This is a genomic window from Amycolatopsis sp. NPDC051373 (assembly GCF_040689465.1).
Classification (GTDB): domain Bacteria; phylum Actinomycetota; class Actinomycetes; order Mycobacteriales; family Pseudonocardiaceae; genus Amycolatopsis.
Window position 1 is genome coordinate 487757 of the sequence record NZ_JBFBAE010000001.1, and the last position, 18282, is coordinate 506038.

General features: G+C 71.1%; 22 protein-coding genes. 4 read left to right on the forward strand and 18 right to left on the reverse strand.

Annotation, left to right across the window (positions count from 1 at the left end; translation table 11 throughout):
• Nucleotides 1-22: 22 nt before the first annotated feature.
• A complete protein-coding gene (locus AB0383_RS02400; protein ID WP_220245270.1) occupies nt 23-691 on the forward strand; it encodes a DedA family protein in 669 nt (222 codons plus the stop codon).
• Between the two features lie 121 nt (nt 692-812).
• Here the strand turns inward: AB0383_RS02400 and AB0383_RS02405 are convergent, their stop codons facing one another.
• The 7 genes from AB0383_RS02405 to AB0383_RS02435 form a co-directional block, all read right to left on the reverse strand.
• On the reverse strand, nt 813-1226 hold the full coding sequence (locus tag AB0383_RS02405) for a VOC family protein (protein WP_364169411.1): 414 nt from the start codon (nt 1224-1226) through the stop codon (nt 813-815).
• Between the two features lie 293 nt (nt 1227-1519).
• The gene (locus tag AB0383_RS02410) at nt 1520-2266 is read right to left on the reverse strand and encodes an SDR family oxidoreductase (RefSeq protein WP_366184638.1); all 747 of its coding nucleotides are present in this window, start codon (nt 2264-2266) and stop codon (nt 1520-1522) included.
• Nucleotides 2263-2898 carry a nucleoside/nucleotide kinase family protein gene (locus tag AB0383_RS02415; RefSeq protein ID WP_364169417.1) on the reverse strand — a complete coding sequence of 212 codons (636 nt, stop codon included), beginning with the start codon at nt 2896-2898 and terminating at the stop codon, nt 2263-2265. Before AB0383_RS02415 ends, AB0383_RS02410 begins: the two co-directional genes overlap by 4 nt.
• The gene (locus AB0383_RS02420) at nt 2895-3758 is read right to left on the reverse strand and encodes a PfkB family carbohydrate kinase (protein WP_366184893.1); all 864 of its coding nucleotides are present in this window, start codon (nt 3756-3758) and stop codon (nt 2895-2897) included. The genes AB0383_RS02415 and AB0383_RS02420 overlap by 4 nt, the downstream gene beginning before the upstream one ends.
• A 7-nt stretch (nt 3759-3765) precedes the next feature.
• On the reverse strand, nt 3766-4590 hold the full coding sequence (locus AB0383_RS02425) for an ATP-binding cassette domain-containing protein (protein ID WP_364169420.1): 825 nt from the start codon (nt 4588-4590) through the stop codon (nt 3766-3768).
• Complete coding sequence (locus tag AB0383_RS02430; protein ID WP_366184641.1) at nt 4587-5582, reverse strand: ABC transporter permease; 996 nt, start codon at nt 5580-5582, stop codon at nt 4587-4589. The genes AB0383_RS02425 and AB0383_RS02430 overlap by 4 nt, the downstream gene beginning before the upstream one ends.
• Nucleotides 5579-6604, reverse strand: coding sequence for a substrate-binding domain-containing protein (locus AB0383_RS02435; protein ID WP_364169426.1), 1026 nt, complete (start codon nt 6602-6604; stop codon nt 5579-5581). Before AB0383_RS02435 ends, AB0383_RS02430 begins: the two co-directional genes overlap by 4 nt.
• A gap of 110 nt (nt 6605-6714) precedes the next feature.
• Between AB0383_RS02435 and AB0383_RS02440 the strand changes: the two genes are divergently transcribed.
• Both AB0383_RS02440 and AB0383_RS02445 read left to right on the forward strand, forming a co-directional pair.
• A complete protein-coding gene (locus AB0383_RS02440; protein WP_366184643.1) occupies nt 6715-7743 on the forward strand; it encodes a LacI family DNA-binding transcriptional regulator in 1029 nt (342 codons plus the stop codon).
• 106 nt (nt 7744-7849) lie between these two features.
• The gene (locus AB0383_RS02445; RefSeq protein WP_366184895.1) at nt 7850-8716 is read left to right on the forward strand and encodes a substrate-binding domain-containing protein; all 867 of its coding nucleotides are present in this window, start codon (nt 7850-7852) and stop codon (nt 8714-8716) included.
• Nucleotides 8717-8940: 224 nt separating this feature from the next.
• On the opposite strand, the gene AB0383_RS02450 is transcribed toward AB0383_RS02445, so the two are convergent.
• Nucleotides 8941-9963, reverse strand: a complete 1023-nt coding sequence (locus AB0383_RS02450; RefSeq protein ID WP_366184645.1) for a glycoside hydrolase family 76 protein — start codon at nt 9961-9963, stop codon at nt 8941-8943.
• Nucleotides 9964-10095: 132 nt separating this feature from the next.
• On the opposite strand from AB0383_RS02450, the gene AB0383_RS02455 reads away from it, so the two are divergent.
• Nucleotides 10096-10566 carry a hypothetical protein gene (locus tag AB0383_RS02455; protein ID WP_366184647.1) on the forward strand — a complete coding sequence of 157 codons (471 nt, stop codon included), beginning with the start codon at nt 10096-10098 and terminating at the stop codon, nt 10564-10566.
• Nucleotides 10567-10729: 163 nt separating this feature from the next.
• Here AB0383_RS02455 and AB0383_RS02460 read toward each other — a convergent pair whose 3' ends face one another.
• The 10 genes from AB0383_RS02460 to AB0383_RS02505 form a co-directional block, all read right to left on the reverse strand.
• Nucleotides 10730-11386: a TrmH family RNA methyltransferase gene (locus tag AB0383_RS02460; RefSeq protein ID WP_366184649.1), complete on the reverse strand. Its 657-nt coding sequence runs from the start codon at nt 11384-11386 to the stop codon at nt 10730-10732.
• Nucleotides 11387-11402: 16 nt separating this feature from the next.
• Nucleotides 11403-11801 carry a DUF2784 domain-containing protein gene (locus AB0383_RS02465; RefSeq protein WP_366184651.1) on the reverse strand — a complete coding sequence of 133 codons (399 nt, stop codon included), beginning with the start codon at nt 11799-11801 and terminating at the stop codon, nt 11403-11405.
• A gap of 169 nt (nt 11802-11970) precedes the next feature.
• Nucleotides 11971-12408: an Asp23/Gls24 family envelope stress response protein gene (locus tag AB0383_RS02470; protein WP_366184653.1), complete on the reverse strand. Its 438-nt coding sequence runs from the start codon at nt 12406-12408 to the stop codon at nt 11971-11973.
• Nucleotides 12409-12539: 131 nt separating this feature from the next.
• Nucleotides 12540-12797, reverse strand: coding sequence for a hypothetical protein (locus AB0383_RS02475; RefSeq protein ID WP_366184655.1), 258 nt, complete (start codon nt 12795-12797; stop codon nt 12540-12542).
• Complete coding sequence (locus tag AB0383_RS02480) at nt 12794-13162, reverse strand: Asp23/Gls24 family envelope stress response protein (protein ID WP_364169449.1); 369 nt, start codon at nt 13160-13162, stop codon at nt 12794-12796. The genes AB0383_RS02475 and AB0383_RS02480 overlap by 4 nt, the downstream gene beginning before the upstream one ends.
• Nucleotides 13159-13719, reverse strand: a complete 561-nt coding sequence (locus tag AB0383_RS02485) for an Asp23/Gls24 family envelope stress response protein (protein WP_366184897.1) — start codon at nt 13717-13719, stop codon at nt 13159-13161. Before AB0383_RS02485 ends, AB0383_RS02480 begins: the two co-directional genes overlap by 4 nt.
• Nucleotides 13716-14285 carry a sigma-70 family RNA polymerase sigma factor gene (locus AB0383_RS02490; RefSeq protein ID WP_366184657.1) on the reverse strand — a complete coding sequence of 190 codons (570 nt, stop codon included), beginning with the start codon at nt 14283-14285 and terminating at the stop codon, nt 13716-13718. Before AB0383_RS02490 ends, AB0383_RS02485 begins: the two co-directional genes overlap by 4 nt.
• An 80-nt stretch (nt 14286-14365) precedes the next feature.
• Nucleotides 14366-14929: an orotate phosphoribosyltransferase gene (pyrE, locus tag AB0383_RS02495; RefSeq protein ID WP_364169457.1), complete on the reverse strand. Its 564-nt coding sequence runs from the start codon at nt 14927-14929 to the stop codon at nt 14366-14368.
• 39 nt (nt 14930-14968) lie between these two features.
• Nucleotides 14969-17467, reverse strand: coding sequence for an ABC transporter permease (locus tag AB0383_RS02500; protein ID WP_366184659.1), 2499 nt, complete (start codon nt 17465-17467; stop codon nt 14969-14971).
• Nucleotides 17467-18210, reverse strand: coding sequence for an ABC transporter ATP-binding protein (locus AB0383_RS02505; protein ID WP_366184661.1), 744 nt, complete (start codon nt 18208-18210; stop codon nt 17467-17469). The genes AB0383_RS02500 and AB0383_RS02505 overlap by 1 nt, the downstream gene beginning before the upstream one ends.
• Nucleotides 18211-18282 lie beyond the last annotated feature (72 nt).

An 18282-nucleotide genomic window follows, 5' to 3' on the forward strand; every position in this document is an offset into this window, starting at 1 on the left:
CGTGGCCACGTAGGCTCTTCGCGTGAACCCCGCAAGCATCGAGGCCGCCGGAGTCGGCGTGAGCTGGCTCGACACGGCCGGCCCGCTGCTCGTCTGGGTGATCGTGCTTTCCTTCGTGTTCGTGGAATGCGCGCTCATCGTCGGCCTCTTCCTGCCGGGCGACTCGCTCCTCTTCGGCGCCGGCGTGGTGCTCGCGCAGCACGGCTCCGACGCGAACGCGTGGCTCCTGTCCGGCGCCGCACTCGTGGTGGCCGTCGGCGGCAACCAGGTGGGCTACTACATCGGCCGCAGCACGGGCACCCGCTTCATCGCCCGCCGCGGCGGCAAGGTGCTCAATCGGCACAACCTCGACCGCGCCCAACGGTTTCTGGACCGCAAGGGTTTCTTCGCGATCGTCGCGGCGCGGTGGATCCCGTGGATCCGCACACTCGCCCCGCTCATCGCCGGCGCCGCCCGCATGGACCCCCGGCGGTTCTTGTTGGCCACCAGCCTGGGTGGCCTGCTGTGGGTCCCCACTTTGGTCCTGCTGGGCTACTACGGCGCCGGCCTGCTGGACGCCCTGCCGTGGCTGAAGACGGCGGCCCTGTGGATTTCGGTGGCGTTCTTCGTCCTGGGGACGGGGTACGGGGTGCTTCGGTACCGGCAGGAAATGCGGCGACCGGTCGACGAACCGGACGACGCGCACGCCTGAGTTCCCGGCTCGCACGGTGACCTTGGGGCTCCCGCTCTTCGCGTCGGCCACACCGATCGACCTACTGAGCGCGCGGCGTTCCCGGCACAGCACGGACCTCTTCGGCTGAGCCGCGTCCGCCCTACAACTCCGGATCCGACCAGATCTCCAGCTGAATCCCATCCGGATCCCGGAACACGATCACCGACGACCCCTCGAAGGTCCGCGACTCCCGAGGCGGCAGGTACGACACCCCGTACTCCGAGAGCCGGTCCTCCCACTCACCGAGTTCCGCTTTCGACGACACCGAGAACGCGACGTGATCCAGCCCGGTCCGGCGCTCGTCGAAACAACGGCGGTCGGTGTCGGGGTGCTGGACCAGGACGACGGAAAACCCGTCGCCCGCGGACTTCAGCACGACCTTGTGGATCCCGGTTCCGGGGTCTTCGCGGCGGTGGCTCTCCTCGAGGTCGAGCACCCGCGCGTACCACGGGACGCTGCGTTCCACATCGGTCACGGTGAGCGCCAGATGGTGCACAGACGTGAGCTTGGGCATGACTTTCGCGGCCGTCCTTTCCGACCCCCGGCTGCGCACTCCGTGCGTTTACGACGCGGGGCGCTTGTCACCCACCCCGTGAACCGGCGCCGCCGCGACCCCGGTCGTCCAACTGCTCCGGAGGCTCCACCAGAGTGACACAGCCGCTCCGATCGGGCGGACGGATTCACCGACTTCCGCCACGAATCGTGATCTCCTCGTCGCCCGGCGTCCCACAAGCCGGGATGACGTGAACACGAGTAGCACCCCAGTGGAACGCCGAAATGGGCAAAGACCACATGGTGGGACGCTATTCAGCGGCCGCCGCCGACCTCCAGGACGGCGCCGACAGTGAAGGACGATGCCGGTGACAGAAGCCACAGCACCGCTTCGGCAATCTCCTCCGGTTCGCCCGGCCGACCGAGCGGAATCCCGGGCGCCAGCCGAGACAGCCGGTCCGGCAGGCCGGCCGCTTCGTGCAGACCCGTGGCCACGAGCCCGGGCGCGACGGCGTTCACGCGGATGACCTCGCCCGCCACTTCCTGGGCGAGTCCGAACGTGAGCGTGTCCACCGCGGCCTTCGTCGCGGCGTAGTGCACCCACTCACCCGCCGAGCCCGTGCGGGCGGCCGTGGACGAGACGTTGACGATGGCGCCACCGGGACCGCCGTACCGCGTCGAGAGCCGCCGCACGGCCTCGCGGCAGCACAGGAACACCCCGCCGACGTTGACCTCCAGCACGCGCCGCACGGTGGCCGGGCTCTGCTCGTCCAGGCGCCCCGGCGTGTTGCCGGTGATGGCCGCGTTGTTGACCACGCCGACCAGCGACCCCATCTCCCCGGCGGTGCCGAAGAGCTTGCGGACCTGCCGTTCGTCGGCGACGTCGGCGCGCACCGCCAGCGCCTTGCGCCCGTGCGCCCGGACCTGGGAAACGACCTCGGCCGCCGGCTCGGAGTCGCCGGAGTAGTTGACCACCACGTCGTAGCCGCGCTCGGCCGCGAGGGTGCAGATCGCCGCGCCGATCCCCCGGCTGCCGCCCGTGACGACGAGAACTCCGCTCACAGGGCGAAGTTCACGAGCGGCAGGTTCTCCAGCAGGAGGTCGGCACGGTCACGGGTGCTCGTGATGAGGTCGGCGTTGCGTTGGTCCGAGCCGAGCGCACGCTGGCGCGCCTCGACCAGTGACCGGCCGTAACGGCGATGGCGCGAAACCAGCCGTTCGATCCGCTCGGGCTCGTCGGGCGCGAGGAACCAGGCCTCGGTGAGGTACTGGCGCACGCCGCTCCACGGGTCGTCTGGCAGCAGCAGGTAGTTGCCCTCCGTGATCACCAGCTGCACCTCGGGCGCCACCGCGACCGCGCCGGCGATGGGCTCCTCGATCTCACGGCGGAACTCCGGCGCGTAAACGGTTTCCTTGCCCTTCGCGAGCCGGCGGACGAGGTGGACGTAGCCCGCGGCGTCGAACGTGTCGGGCGCGCCCTTGCGCTCGGCGCGCCCGAGCCGGCGCAGCTCCACCTGCGCGAGGTGGAAGCCGTCCATCCCGACCACCGCCGCGCGGGAGCCCAGCGCGTTGGCGATCGCCCAGGCCAGCGTGGTCTTGCCGGACGCGGGCGCGCCGATGATGCCGAGCACGCTGCGCTGCCGCGGCTTGGCGAGCCCTTCGGCCCGTGCCAGGAGGTCTTCGAACGCCGTCATCGCACTCCTTCTCCCAACTTCGAGATCGCCGCCGTCCAAGACCGCGGCCCCACGTGGCGGACGCGCTCGGCGGCCACCGCGTTCGCGTGCCGGATCCACCCGTCCACCGAGCTTCCACCGGCCGCGACCGCGTGCGCGAGCGCACCGTGCCACACGTCGCCGGCCGCCAGTGTGTCCCGCGCCTCGACATCGTTGACAGGCACCTGGCCTGAGTCTTCCGCAGTGCTCCAGCGAACGGGATCCGGCCCCGCGGTCCTGATCACGACGGGTACTCCGCGTTCACGCAGGCCCGGCCCGGGCGCGGCGAAGTGCGCGGAGCACGCGGCGACGTCCACCAGCGGCAACAGGTCTTCCACCACGGGTTTCCAGCTGCCGGCGTCGAGCACGACGGGCACGCCGAGTGATCGCGCGGCCCGCGCGACGGCCAGCGCGAGCTCGGGGTGGTGACCGTCGACGAGCACCGCATCGGCTTGGCGCACGAGCCCTGTGAGGTCAGTGAGATCCGGAACCTCCACCGGGGCACCGGAAGCCGCGTTGCGCGAGACGACCGTTCGCTCCCCGTCGGAATCGCGCACGACCACGGCGCTCACCGGCGGCGAGTCGGTGCGGGCCGGATCGAGGTCCACGACGTCGACTCCGTACGCGATCAGGTCGGCGTGCGCGAGCGCTGACAGCGGGTGGGCGCCGACGACCGTCACGAGCGTCGCGGCGGCCCCGAGCGCGGCCACGGTCACCGCTGCGTTGGTCGCCGGCCCACCGGCCGCGACGTCCACCCGCAGCGACTGCACCTTCTCGCCCGGCGCCGGGAAGTGCGACACCCGTTGCACGACGTCGACGGTGCACAGCCCCGCCAGCAGCACGCGCACGTCAGGTCAGCCCGGCGTGCGTGGCGGCCGCGACCTCCACGACCGCACCGCCTTCGTCGAGCTGCAGCGCACCGGTGAGCAGGCCGACGACCTGGTTCATCGTGTGCGTCTTCGGCGACACCACGGCCACGCGCTTGCCGAGCCGGTGCACGTGGATCCGGTCGGCGATGTCGAACACGTGCGGCATGTTGTGGCTGATCAGCACCACCGGCAGCCCGCGGTCGCGGATGCGCCCGATCAGCTCCAGCACCTTCGCCGACTCCGCGACGCCGAGCGCGGCCGTCGGTTCGTCCATGATCACGGCCTTCGTGCCGAACGCCGCCGCGCGCGCCACCGCGACCCCCTGGCGCTGGCCGCCCGAGAGCGTCTCCACGAGCTGAGAGATGGACTTGACGTTGATGCCCAGTTCGTCGAGGATCCGCTGCGCCTCCTTGCGCATCTCGCCCGTGTCGAGCTTGCGCGCCAGCCCGCCAAAGGGCCCGCGCAGGCGCTTTTCCCGGCCCAGGAACATGTTCGACGCGATGTCGAGCGCCGGCGCCACGGCCAGATCCTGGTACACCGTCTCGATCCCGTGGTGGCGAGCGTCCAAAGGGGACTTGAAGTGCACGACCTGGCCGTCGACGCGGATCTCGCCCTCGTCGGGGATCAGCGCACCGGACAACGCTTTGATGAGACTGGATTTCCCGGCGCCGTTGTCGCCGACGACGGCGAGCACCTCGCCGGGGTAGAGGTCGAAGTCGGCGCCGTTGATGGCGGTCACGCGGCCGTAGCGCTTCACGAGGCCGCGCGCGGAAAGCGTGGTCTGCTGCCCGTTGTGGGAAGTCATGACTGCTGCTGCCTCCGTGCGATCCGGTCGACGACCACGGCGGCGATGAGCAGCGCGCCGGTAGCGAGGTCCTGGTAGTTGCCGTCCACGCCCATCTGCGTGAGGCCTGAGCGCAGCACCGCCACGACGAGTGCGCCGAACAGCGTGCCGAGCACCGAACCGCGGCCACCGAAGAGGCTCGTGCCGCCCAGGACCACGGCGGTGATCGAGTCGAGGTTGCCGAGCTGGAACTGGTTCGGGTCGGCGTTCGGCGTGCGGCCGAGCGCCTGCCACGCGGCGATGCCGAAGCAGAAACCCGCGACCAGGTACACGGAGATCACCGTGCGGTTGACCTTGATGCCGGACAGGCGCGCGGACTCCGGCGCGTTGCCCACCGCGTAGACGTGCTTGCCCCACGCGGTTTTCGTAAGGGAGTACCAGACGATGAGGAACATGATCAGCGCGAGCGTCATGCCGTAGGTGATCGGGATGCCACCGAAGAGGTAGCGCTTCGTGCCGAGCCATTGCAGGAGCCCGTCGGTGACGGGCACGGCCTGGCCGCCCGCGATCAGCTTCGCCACGGCGGTCAGACCGGTGAACGTGCCGAGCGTGATGATGAAGGCGGGCAGCTTGATCCGCGTGGCGAGCGTGCCGATGAACAGGCCGACGAGCACCGTCAGCGCGATTCCGGCGAGCAGCGCCACGAAGCCGCCTGCGCCCGCCGCGGCGAGCTTCGCCATGATCAGCGTGGCCACGACCATCGACGACGCGTTGGACAGGTCGATGCCGGCGATGAGGATGATCAGCGTCTGGCCGAGCGCGAGCGTGCCGACGACCAGTGACTGCTGGACCACTGTGGACAGGTTGTCGAGGTCGAAGAACGTGTCCGTGGCCAGGGAGAAGACCACGATGGCCACGATCAGCGCGAGCGCGGGGCCGACCGCGGGCGTGCGCAGGAGGAACTCGCCGAGCGACTCGCGCTCACGGGTGCCGTTCACCGTCGCGGTGGTCATTTCGCGCCTCCCCAGCAGTTCTGCAGGCCCCACGTGGTGTTCTGGCTGGGGACGCCCGGCATCGGCTTGTCGGTGATCACGGTGGAGCCGGTGTTCACGAAGCCCGTGGGCTTCTTGCCGGTTTTCGCGTAGTCGACGGCGGCGAGCACGCCCTGTTCGGCCATCTTCTTCGGGAACTGCATCACGGTGGCCGCGTAGAGGCCGTCCTTGACGTTCTGCACGCCTTCGCAGCCGCCGTCGATCGAGCCCATCACGATGCGGTCGGTGAGGCCGCGGGCCTTCAGCGCGGCGTACGCGCCGCGGCCCATGGGTTCGTTCATGGAGTAGACGGCGTTGATGTCCGTGCTGCGCTGCAACAGGTTCTCCATGCCCTGCTGCGCGAGGCTCTGGTCGCCGTTCGCGGGGGTGTGGCCCTTGATCTCGGGTGAGGAGTCCGTGAGGCCGATGCCCTTGAGGAAACCGCCGTGACGCTCGGTGTCGACGGAGGAGCCGGCGGTCCCGTCGACCATCAGCAGCTTGGGGTCGACGCCGTTGAGCGCGGCTTTCACGTACGCGCCCTGCTGCTGGCCGGCCGCGAAGTTGTCGGTGGCGAAGGTCGCGTCGACGGCGTCGGCCGGCTCGGTGGCGGTGTCGAGCGCGATCACGAGCACCCCGGCGTCGCGCGCGTCCTTGATCGCCTTGAGCACGCCGGTGGACGAGCTCGGGGTGATCAGGATCGTGTTCACGCCCTGCTGCATGAGGTTCTCGATGGCCCGGACCTGGCCGTCGTTGTCGCCGTCGAACTGGCCGGCGAGCGCGCTGAAGTCGGCGCCATTGGCCTTCGCGGCCGCGCCGGCCGCGTTGCGCAGCTCGACGAAGTACGGGTTGGTGTCGGTCTTGGTGACCAGCCCGACCTTGGCCTTGCCGCTGCCGGCCGGGGTCGTGTTGCCGCCCCAGTGGCGCTCGACCGTGCAGCCGGCGGTGCCTAGCACTGTGCCGACCACGGCGGCCAACGCCAGCGCGGAGAGACTGCGCTGTCTCATGGATGAATACCCTCCTGCGAGGTTGCCGATGGTCGGCAAGGTAGACAGACTCATGTCATGTCGCAAGCGTTTGCGCAAACGCTTGCGAGTGAACCTGGTTAAGGACTGACATGCCACAAACCCGCTCCTCCCGGCCCACCCAGCGCGACATCGCGGAGCTCGCCGGGGTGTCGATCACGACGGTTTCGCACGTCGTCAATGGCACGCGCGCCGTCGCGGAGGACACGAAGGCGGCGGTGCTGCGGGCCATCGAGACCACCGGCTACACCGGTGACGCGATCGCTCGTTCCCTGGTCACGGGTGGTACGCGCTCGATCGGCATGGCGGTCTCGCTGGTGGCCAACCCGTACTTCGCGGCGCTGATGCAGGCGATCGAACGGGAGGCTTCGGCCAACGGCTACACGGTGCTGCTCGCCGACACGCACGACACGGCGGCGACCGAGCGTGACGTGGTGCGGGCCCTGCGGTCCCGTCGCGTCGACGGCCTGCTGGTGACTCCCTCCCCGGGCGACGGTCCGGTGATCGGCGAACTCGTGTCGCTGGACGTGCCGACGGTGCTCATCGACCGGCTCTCGACCCGCACCGACGTCGACCAGGTCGGGGCGGAGAACATCCAGGCGATGTCGGCTTTGACCGCTCACCTGGCGTCGCTCGGACACCGGCGGATCGGCATGATTTCCGGCGCGCCGGGCCTCACGACCAGCGACGAGCGAGTGCTCGGCTACCGGCTGGGCTTGGGCCGTTCGGGGCTCGCGTGGTCGCCCGGCCTCGTCGCCTGCGGGAACTCGCACCGCGACGGTGGCGCGCTGGCGTTGAGCACGTTGCTGGCGCTGCCGGAACGGCCGACGGCGCTGGTGGTGGCCAACGACAGCATGATGGTCGGCGTCCTGCACGAGGCCCGCCGGCGCGGCCTGCGCATCGGCCGTGACCTGCCGGTGGTCGTGTACGACGACGTCGAGTGGGCCGACCTGGTGGACCCCCCGCTGACCACCATGGCGCAGCCGATCGAGGAGATCGGCCGCCGCGCCGTGCAGCTGCTGCTGGCCCGCCTCGCCGAGCCGACGCGCGCGGCCGAGACCGTGCGGCTGCCGCCCACGCTGCGCCACCGACAGTCGTGCGGGTGCCCCGGAGCGGCCTGACCGTTCACTCACACCGGTGATTCTTGGAGTGGATCGCCTTTCGTGCATCTCGGCTGGGCCTCCCGAGCGGTTACCGTTGGGTAAGCACGACGACGAGGGCACGGACATGACCGCTCTGGCGCCGGAGATCCCGGTTTGGGGTACGCCGGTCACCCACCGGTTCGGTGTTGCCCTGGGCATGCACGCGAACCCGTACACGGGTGATCTGCTGCGCGCGATCCGCGGCGCCGCCGCGCGCGCCGGGTGCGATCTCATGCTCGCCGACACGCACGATTCCGTGGCCGAAGAGGCGGCCGTGGTGCGTGCGTTGCGGGCGGATCGGGTCGACGGGGTCCTACTGGTTCCGGCCCCCGGCGACGACGCGGTCATCAACGGCCTTGTGCGCATGGGCGTCCCCACGGTGCTGGTTGATCGCATCGCCGGCCGCAACGACGTCGACCAGGTCGGCTCGGAGAACATCCAGGCGGTGTCTTCGCTGGTCGAGCACCTGGCTTCGCGTCGGCACCGCCGCATCGCCATGATCACCGGCGCCGCCGACTCGGCCGTCAGCGAAGAACGCACTCTGGGCTACCGCCTCGGCCTCGACCGCACCGGCCTGCGCTACAACCCCGAACTCGTCGCCTGCGGCATGTCCTCCCCGGGCGGCGCGGCCCGCGCCGCCGCCAAACTCCTGGACGGCTGGCCCTCCCCCAGCGCCGTGGTGGTCGCCGGCGAGGCCATGCTCATGGGCGTCCAATGGGAAGCCCACCGCCGCGGCATCCGCATCGGCGCCGAACTCGCCGTCGTCGGCTTCGGCGACATGGCTTGGGCCCGCACGGTCTCCCCCGCCATCACCACGATGGCCCAGCCCATCTCGGAAATCGGCCGGCGGGCGGTGCAGTTGTTGATGGCGCGGGTGCAGGAGCCGGATCGTCGTCCTGAAGCGGTGCGGCTGGCGCCGCGGTTCTTGCACCGCGCTTCGTGCGGCTGCTGAGCTTCTTCTTCTGTCTTCGCGCGATCGCGTCGACAGCCCGGTTCTCACACCAGCTGCGAGCATGGCGCTGCGCAAGCTCCTGACCAGACCTTCCTTGCTGCAGCAGGGCCCACCCCGGACCACAGCCCCCGCCCTCCCCCGGGGGGCATCTACCGGCGCAACCCGGCGAAAACGGCTGAGGGCGACGCCGTACAGGAATCGTTGTGGTGGAAGGAAGGCCATCGTCAGGCGAGCGTCGCGGCGGCTTCGAGGAGCATCCACGCTCCGGTTTGGACGGACAGGTCGCGTTCGGGGGCTCCGGGAGGTGGCGGGCTTGGAGGTGCGGGGTTGGCCCATTCGGCGCTGAACAGGGGGCCAGAGGGCGTCTGGGTGGCGCCGGACCAGCAGGCGTCCGCGGTGGTGAGGACGAGGGTGCGGGCGGTGGCGGCTGCCGGGGTGGGCAGGCGCGGCACGGCGAGGGCGAGGTAGCGGGCGGCGATGGCGGCGAAGAGACCACCGTCGCCGCCGTTTTGGCCGCGGAGGATGCCGCCGGGGGCGAGGTGAGTGGCGATGGCGCGGACGGTGCGCGAAGCGGATTCCACATCAGACTGTTCGAGGCACGCGCCCAGGTAGACGCCTTGGCAGTAGGTGAAGATGTGCTTGATCAGTTCGCCGGTGTCGACTCGGAGCCCGTCCCAGACGAGGCCGGTTGCGGGGTCGACGAGGGTGTCGGTGAGCCACTTCGTCATGTCGCGCGCGCGGGTGGTGTCGCCTTCGCGGGCGTGGAAGATGGCGGCGGGACCGTTGGCGGGGGCGTTCTTGAAGGTGTCGCCGCGGCGCCACCAGATGCCGCCGCCGGCGTCGTCGGTCCAGCCTTCGTGGAGCTGGGCGTCGATGTCCGAGATGGCAGGATCCACATTGGGCATACCTAGCGCGCGGACGCGTTGCAGGGCAAGGCCGAGCCAGGCGATGTCGTCGTAATAGTCGTTGATCCACTTGCCGAAGTTGCGCAAGTGCACGGACTTCACGAACTGCCCGATCACCTTCGCGCGCTCGGGCCGCGGGTCGCGCAGCTGGGCGTCGACGAGGCTGTCCAGCAAATGCGCCTGCCACCAGTAGTTCCAGTGCCAGTGCAGCCGCTGCCCGGCGGTCGGCGGCCAGCCGCTGCGCCCCAGCACCGTCGCGGGCACACCCCAGACGCGCCGCAGGTGCCGCCCCCGCACGGCGCGTTCCGCCGCAGCCGCCCGCCCAACCCGGTCGACGCTCATAGCCGCGATTCTGCCCGTTCGCGCAGGATGGCGCCCCCTGATCCCGGCCTGACGCGATTGAAACCGGTTCCTGACAACACGCCCCTACGTTCGGTGGTGTCCAAGATCCACTCGACAGTCGGGGAGAACACCATGAACGCCAAGAAGCTCACCGTTTCCGGTCTCATCGGCCTGGCCGCCGAGTGCGGCGCACTGGCCTTCTTCGGCCCGGCCGCCAACGCGGCGCCCGCCAGTGCTCCGGCTCCGGTTGCCGCTCAGCGCACCGCCACTAGCGCCCCTGCGCCCGCCGAACGCGCCACTACCGCCCCCGCCCCGCGCGGTACGGCTGCTCCGGCCCAGCGCCGGGCGGCATCGGCCCCTGCCGGCCGCACCGGCGTCTCCGCCCCTGCCCAGCGCGGTACCGCAGCGGCCGCCGTCCGTCGCACCGGCGTCTCCGCCCTGGCCCAGCGCGGCACTGCACCCACTGTCGTCCGCCGGACCGGTGTCGCCGCTCCCGCGCAGCGCGGCAGTGCGGCCACTCCCGCGCGTCGGGCCGGCGTCTCCGCACCGGCTCCCGCTCAGCGCCGCGCTGGTGTCTCCGCTCCGGCTCCTGCCCAGCGCTGACAATTTGAGCCAAGCCAGCTGAGCAGCCGGCGCCGCCGCGGCCCCGTTCGCAGCGGCAGCGGCTACCTCAGCGCGCGGTCTGGACCACGCGGGAAGGCGAGTCTTTCCGCCCAGACACGTGGTCCAGACCGTCGCGGAACTGAAATCGGAGTTTCCTCCGCAATCACCAAGACCGAGACAAATCGGCGTGCTCCCTCACCCAAGCATGCATGACAATCCCCGCCGCGACCCCGGCATTGATCGACCGCGTACTCCCAAACTGCGCAATCGACACCACCATCGACGCCGCAGCCTGAGCCTCGTCCGACAACCCCGGCCCCTCCTGCCCGAACAGCAGCACGCACTCCCGCGGCAGCGAAGCCACCTCCACCGGCACCGACCCAGGGGTGTTGTCCACCGCCACCACGGCCAACCCGGCAGCGGCAGCGAAAGACACCAACCCGGCAACATCCTCATGATGCCGCAAATGCTGATACCGATCCGTCACCATCGCCCCACGACGGTTCCACCGCCGGCGCCCCACGATGTGCACCTCGGCAGCAGCGAAGGCATTCGCCGTCCGAACGACCGTCCCGATGTTGTGGTCATGCTGAAAGTTCTCGATCGCCACGTGGAACGGATGCCGGCGAGCATCCACATCGGACACGATGGCCGAACGGCGCCAATACCGGTACGCATCCACCACGTTCCGACGATCGCCGTGCTCCAACAGTTCAGGGTCGTACCGCGGATCCGAAGGCCACTCGCCCACCCACGGACCCACGCCAACCGGCTCACGGCCCACCCACTCGGTGGGCCCGGCCTCGGGATCTTCCGTCACGAGGGACGATTCTCGCTCAGCCCAGGCGGACGCGGTGAGCCGGAGTGTCATCGTGGCGGTGGCGCCAGCGGTGGTAGGCGCCGACGTACGAGAAAATCACCAGGGCCAAGGCAATCGCCGCGACGGCCGGCAGCAGCGAACGCGGCACGACCGTGTCGTACAGGTAGTACGCGTTGAACCCGCCCGGTAGGTCGCCAAGTCCTTGCTGGTGGCGGAAGAAGTTCTCCGCCGCGGTCAGGGGGCACGGGACCGGGGTGACGTTCACCAGTACGCCCCAGGCCGCGAAAAACACGTGTACGAGAGCGACTCGCGGCCAGCGCCACGCGAGGAAACCGCCGAGCCCGATGAACAAGAGGGCGAGGATGTGCACCGCCACCGTCACGTCGGCGAGGAAATGCGCAACCGAAGCGCTCACCACCGCCCCCTTTCCCCACGGCTTCTACCAGCGACGTTACTCCGGTAACCGTGCCCCGGCGGGCGAAAATTCCTCACTCGCTGTGATGTTCCACCCAGGGGAGCAACGCGTTCACCCGAGGGGTAACGGAGTGGTCACTCCGGGTACGAACCCTGCGCCGGAAAGATCCTCAGCGCACCCGATCACTCGTGGTGGGCTCTTCGTCCGCACTCGGGATGTGCACGTCGCCGACGTTGATGTTCACCTCGACGACCTCCAGGCCCGTCATGCGCTCGATCGCACCGATCACACTGCGTCGCACCTGGCGCGAGAGGTCCGCGATCGGCACGCCGTACTCGACGACGATCTCCAGGTCCACTGCCGCCTGCTTCTCGCCGACCTCCACGGCCACGCCCTGGCCCGCACTCGCGGACGCGCCCGGGCTCCGGTCGCGCAGCGCACCCAGCGCACGCGCCGCGCCCCCGCCCAGCGCGTGGACGCCCGGCACCTCACGCGTGGCGAGGCCGGCGATCTTCTGCACGACCACGTCGGCGATCGTCGTGGTGCCCTGGTCGGTCACGAGGCCAGGAGCCACTACGAGGTCAACGGTCTTCTCTGCGGCAGTCATCGGACTTCTCCCTCGGTAGGTTGGGAAGCGAGGCGGGACAAGGCTTTCCTGCCCCGTCGCCGCTTCGACACAACGGCCCGGTGATCGTCACGACCCGATCGTGTGACACAGCGCTAAAGAAAACACAGGGCTCAGGAAAACGCGCCGGCATCGACGTCGGTGACGATCAGCCGCAGTGTCGCACCCGCCCACTCCGTGTCCGCCAGCACCGGCCGCACCACGGCTGCCGCGCGCGCCAGCAACGGCGGCAACGGCAGCCGCGTGGCGATCAGCCGGATCTGCACCGCCTCCGGAATCAGATCCACCGCAGAGCCCCGAATCCGCTCCACCGCCGGCCGCAGCCCCTCCACGTCGGCGAGCGCCGAGACGATGCCCTCGGCGATGTTCACCGGCGCTCCAGCTCGATATCCACAATGGACACCACCACGGCGTCGACCGTCAGCCCCGTCTGCTCGGCCACCACGCGCGTCACCGACCGCTGCACCGCCCGCCCCACAGCGGCGGCCTGGTCGAACGACGACGTCACCACGTCGACCTCCACCGACAGCCCACCCTCGACGTCGCGCACGCGTACGCCGTCGATCGGCGCCGGATCCAGCCCCTGCCACCGCCCGCGGGCCGCCCGCGTCCACACCGTGACGAGGCCGCGCAGGCCCGGCTCCAGCCGCACCACGCCGGGGGTGACGAGCGCGGCCCGGGCCGCGACGCTCGCGACCACCGGGTCCGCGATCACGTACTCGGCCTCGCCCGTCATTCCCCGTCCTCGTACACGTCTTCGACCAGCAGGTCCAGCTTCGCGAGCGTCAGCCCGACGCGCGCAGCGGCCGCGGTCGTGACGCGTTCGCGCACCCGGGCCAGCGTCTCGGCACCGTCGACGTTCCCCAGCCGCACCGCGAGGGTGAGCTCGACCTCGACGACCCCGCCCCCGTCGGAAGCGATTCCGACCGTGCGCACGCGGCAGCGGCGGGCCCGGACGTCACCCGCGGAGTCGGCGGCGTAGCGCAGCACCACGGCCACAGCCGCCTCGCTCACCTCCACCCGGCCCGGCTCCGGCGTCGGCAGGTCGAGCATCTGCCCGCGCCGCGCCTCGGCCCGCACGGGCGACATGATGCGTCCCACCAGGCCCGGCGGTACCGGATCGGGCGAGGCGACGAGCTCGGCCGTCGCCGAACGCAGGGCGAGCAGGCTCTCGCGCGCGGTTCCGCAGTGCGGGCAGGTCGCCTCGTGCGCGTCGACCGAGTCGAGCCGGTCCCAGAGCGCGTCCAGGTCCCGGCCGCACGGCAGTTCGTAATCTGTGGCGGTCTCGTTCATCGCCACGGCTTCATCACCTCCGCCAGCTGCGCCCGAGCCCGGGCGATGCGGCCCCGGACGGCCGCGGCGTTCACCCCGACGACCTCGGCGATCTCGTCGTAGGAGCGGCCGTGGACCTCACGCAGGAGCCAGCACACCCGTTGCGGCGGCGTGAGCTGCTGCAACGCCGCGTTGAGCGCCTCGAGCTGCCCGTTGAGCGCCTCGAGCTGCCCGTTGACCTGCGCCGCGTGCTCGGGCCGCCCGTCGGTGCGCGGCGACTCGGCCAGCTCGAGGTCGACGTCGGCCTGCGGACGGCGCGCGCGGATCACGTTGAGGCAGCGGTTCGCGGTGCTGCGGTAGAGCCAGCCGACGAACGCGCTGTCGCCCTGCAGCTGCGCGAGCTTGCGCCAGGCGCCGAGGAACACCTCCTGCACCACGTCCTCGGCGTCGCCGCGGTGGTTGAACATCTTCACCGCGAGCCGGAACATGGGCGCCTGGTAACGCAGCACGAGCTGTTCGTACGCCCTCACGTCGCCGTCGCGGGCGCGGCCGACCAGCGTCGCGTCGTCGAGCTCCGTCGTGGTCACGACACCCCCTTCCACCAGGGGGACACCGGCGAGGGGGTGTTCGTCACGCACGCATTCTCGGGGATCTTCGAGAATCGCGCTCAGCTCAGGCCGAGGTCGTCCTTGTTCAGCAGGTACCGGTACTCGAGGCCTTCCTTCTCGATGGCCTCACGCGCGCCCGTGTCGCGGTCGACCACCGTGGCGACGCCGGCGACGACCGCCCCGGCCTCGCGCAGCGCCTCGATGGCCGTGAGCACGCTGCCGCCCGTGGTCGAGGTGTCCTCGACGGCCAGCACGCGCTGCCCGCGCACCTCCACGCCCTCGATGCGGCGCTGCATGCCGTGCTCCTTCACCGCCTTGCGGACGACGAAGGCGTCGAGCACCATCCCGTCGCTCGCGGCGGAATGCAGCATCGCCAGCGCGACCGGGTCGGCGCCGAGGGTGAGGCCGCCGGCGGCGACGTAGTCCCAGTCGGCCGTTAGCTGCCGCAGCAGCTTCCCGATGAGCGGCGCCGCCGCGTGGTGCAGGGTCGCCCGGCGGAGATCGACGTAGTAGTCGGCTTCCTTGCCCGACGATAGGGTCACCTTGCCGTGCACCACGGCCAGTTCGGTGACCAGCCTGGCCAGTTCGAGCTTCGCACTTTGATCCAACCCGGGGTACGCCACGGCCGAGAGTCTTACACACGCCACCGACAAGCCCGCTCGTCACTCGCCGAGCGCGACGGCGGTCACGGGCCGCGCCCGCGTGGCCACCCAGGCGGGCACCAGCGACGCCACCAGCGCTAGCACGGCGGCGGTCGCCACCACGGTGAGGTAGATCCCGATCGGCCCGGCCGGCAGCGGCGAACCCGTGGCCACCAGACAGAACGGCACGATCGCACCCGCGGAGACGACCGTGCCGAGCACCACGCCGATCGTCGCGATCAGGCCGCCTTCGACACCCGCCATGCGCAGCACCTGTTTACGCGTGAAGCCGCCGAGACGCTGGAGGCCGAACTCGCGGCGACGGCGCGCGGTGGCCATCACGAGCGTGTTCACCACGGAGATCACGGTGTAACCGATGATCATCCCGATCATCAGGTAGTTGACCCACGCGCCCACCGCGTCACCGGTTGCGTGCGCGGCGAGCAGCGACTCGCGGTCGCCGACGGACACGGGCAGGCCGGCGGTGGCCGTGGTGAGGCCGGCCGTGAGCCGGGCCTGGTCGACACCGGGTGCGGCGCGCACCAGCACCTGCGGCGCGAGGCCCGCGGTGGTGTGGGCGGCGAGCAGGCCGGCGGGGAACAGCAGCGTCTCGAACCCGGTGCGCTGGTCGACGAGTGCGACGACGCGAACGGTCACCTCGTGCCCGTCTCCGAGCCGGAGCGTGACGACGTCGCCGACACCGCGGTGCAGCTCGGTGGCCATGCTCGCGGGCAACGCGACGGCGTCTCCGGCGAGCGTGTCGAGGCTGCCTGCGGTGACTTTCGCCGACGTCGTCTGGGCAGCGCTGCCGGTGGTGAGGCCGAGGGCCGGGTGGCCGTCGTCGTCCTGGCTGTCGTCGTAGGGAGCGGTGACGAAGACGGTGCTGGTCACGTACTCCGACGCGGCGGCGACGCCCGGTGCGTCCTGCACGCGCTGGAGCAGTTCGGGGCTGACGCCGGCCGGGGCCGCGACCACGGCGTCGGCGCGCAGGTCCTCGGTGAAGGCCTGCTGTGACACGGCTTGCGTGGTGGTCTGCAGGTAGATGTTGGCCGTCGCGATGCCGACGGCGAGCATGATCGGCGTGACCGCGCCCGACACCTTCGTGGCCGCGGCCCGCGTGTTGGCCAGCGCCAGCCAGCCGGTGACGCCGCCGAGCAGGCGGACCGGCGCGTGCAGCAGCATCGCCATGACCAACGTGGCGCCGGGGCTGATCGCCGCGACGCCGATCGCCCACAGCATCACCGCGGGCCCCGCCGTGCTCGCCGCGATGGGACCGGTCATCACCGCGAGCGTCACGATTCCGAGCGCTGTCCCGCCGCCGAAGCAGAGCACGGCGACGATCAGCCGCAAGGGCGTGAGCCACCGGCGTTCGACAGCGGCTTCGGCCAGCGCCTCCGTCGGCCGGATCCGGCTCACGCGCCTGGCCGCGACCACGGCCGCGAGCACCACGGCGAGCAGCGTCGCGCCGGCGGCGACGACCATGGGCAGCCAGCCCTGGTGGAAGCGCACGACGTCGGGCACGACGCCGGCGTTGGTCAGGCGGCCGAAGAGCCAGCGGCCGAGTAGCGGGCCGAGCGCGGCGGCCACGGCGATCGCGAGCAGGCCGATCGCCACGGCCTCGCCGAGCACCATCCGGCGCAGCTGCCGCCCAGTGGTGCCGATGGCGCGCAGCAGAGCCAGCTCCCGGCGGCGCTGCTGCGTCGCGAGGCCCAAGGTGCTGGCGACGACGAACAACGCGACGAGCACGGAGAGGCCACCGGAGACGGCGGAGAGGACCACGAGATTGGTGCCGCTGGCGTCGGCCTGCGGGAATTCGGCGTGGCCACGGTCGTCGCCGGTGAGCGCGACGACCCCGTCGCCGAGGTTCAGGCGCGCGGCGACGGTGGCCGGGTCTTCGTTGGTGAACACGCCGAAGTCGTCGACCTGGTTTCCGGCCAGGCGAGCGGCTTCGGCGGCGGTGAAGAAGATCGTGGGCGCGGTCGTTGACGCGGTGGCGACGCCGGCGACGCGGTAGGTGCCGGTGGTGCCGCGGGCGGCGAGCTGGATGGTGTCGCCGGGTTTCGCGGTCACGACGGCGACGACGACCTCGCCGTCGCCGGGAGCGTGGCCGGAAGTGAGTGTGAACGGCGTGAGGACGGCGGAGTCCCACGCGTGGCCGGTTGCCGGTCCTCGCGGCAGCGCAACGGGAATGTTGACGTCACTGACCACAGTGGACACACCGGGCGTCGCGCGGATCTTGTCGGCCAGCGCCGGATCCAGGCGCACGGTCTCCGGCAGCGCGACAGCTTCGGTCTTGAGCTTGCCCTCGTCCGGATCGCGTTTGGGCAGCCGGATCTCCTGCTGCCCGGCCACGACGATCGGCGCGGCCGCCAGCCGCTGCGGGGGCGCGTCGGCGCGGATGCCCGTCTCCATCAGGCCACCGCACGCCGACACGATCACCGCGCCCAGGAACGCGGCCACGAACGTCGCGAGGAAACCGCCTTTGCGCAACCGAAGCGTGCGCAGCGCGAGCCGGAACATCACGCACCACCGACCGCGACGGCGCCGGCCCACGCGCCGAGGTGCGTCATCCGCGCGGCGACGGCTTCCGGCGTCGGGTGGGCGAGCTCGCCGGCGACGCGGCCGTCGGCGAGGAAGACCACGCGGTCGGCGTGCGCGGCGGCGACCGGGTCGTGCGTCACCATCACGACGGTGAGCCCGCCGCGCACGGAATCCCGCAGCAGGGCAAGGACTTCGGCCGCGGTGCGCGTGTCGAGGGCACCGGTGGGCTCGTCGGCGAAGAGCACGGCCGGGCGCGCCACGAGCGCCCGCGCGATGGCCACGCGCTGCTGCTGGCCGCCGGACAGCTCGCCCGGGTGGTGCCGGCGCCGGTCGGCGAGGCCGACGTGCGTGAGCATGCCCGTCACCAGCTTGCGGTCAATGCGGCGGCCGGCCAGGCGCAGCGGGAGCACGACGTTCTGCTCGACCGTCAGCGCGGGCAGGAGGTTGAAGGCCTGGAACACGAAGCCGATCCGGTCGCGGCGCAGCTTCGTCAGCTGCGTCTCCGAGAGCTTCGCGAGGTCCTGGCCGTCGAGGTGCACCGAGCCGGCGGTGGGGCGGTCGAGGCCCGCGGCGCAGTGCAGGAACGTGCTCTTGCCCGAGCCCGAAGGCCCCATCACGGCGGTGAACCCGCCGCGCGGGAACACCAGGTCGACGCCCGCCAGCGCGGTGACGCGCCCGTAGTCCTTCCGCACAGCCCGCAGCCGCACTGCCTCATCCGTCATGGGGAAAACGCTAGGCAGCGAAGGCGGTTCGCACCCTGGTGCCAGCTCGCCGGGAAGGGGTGGGGGCAGCCC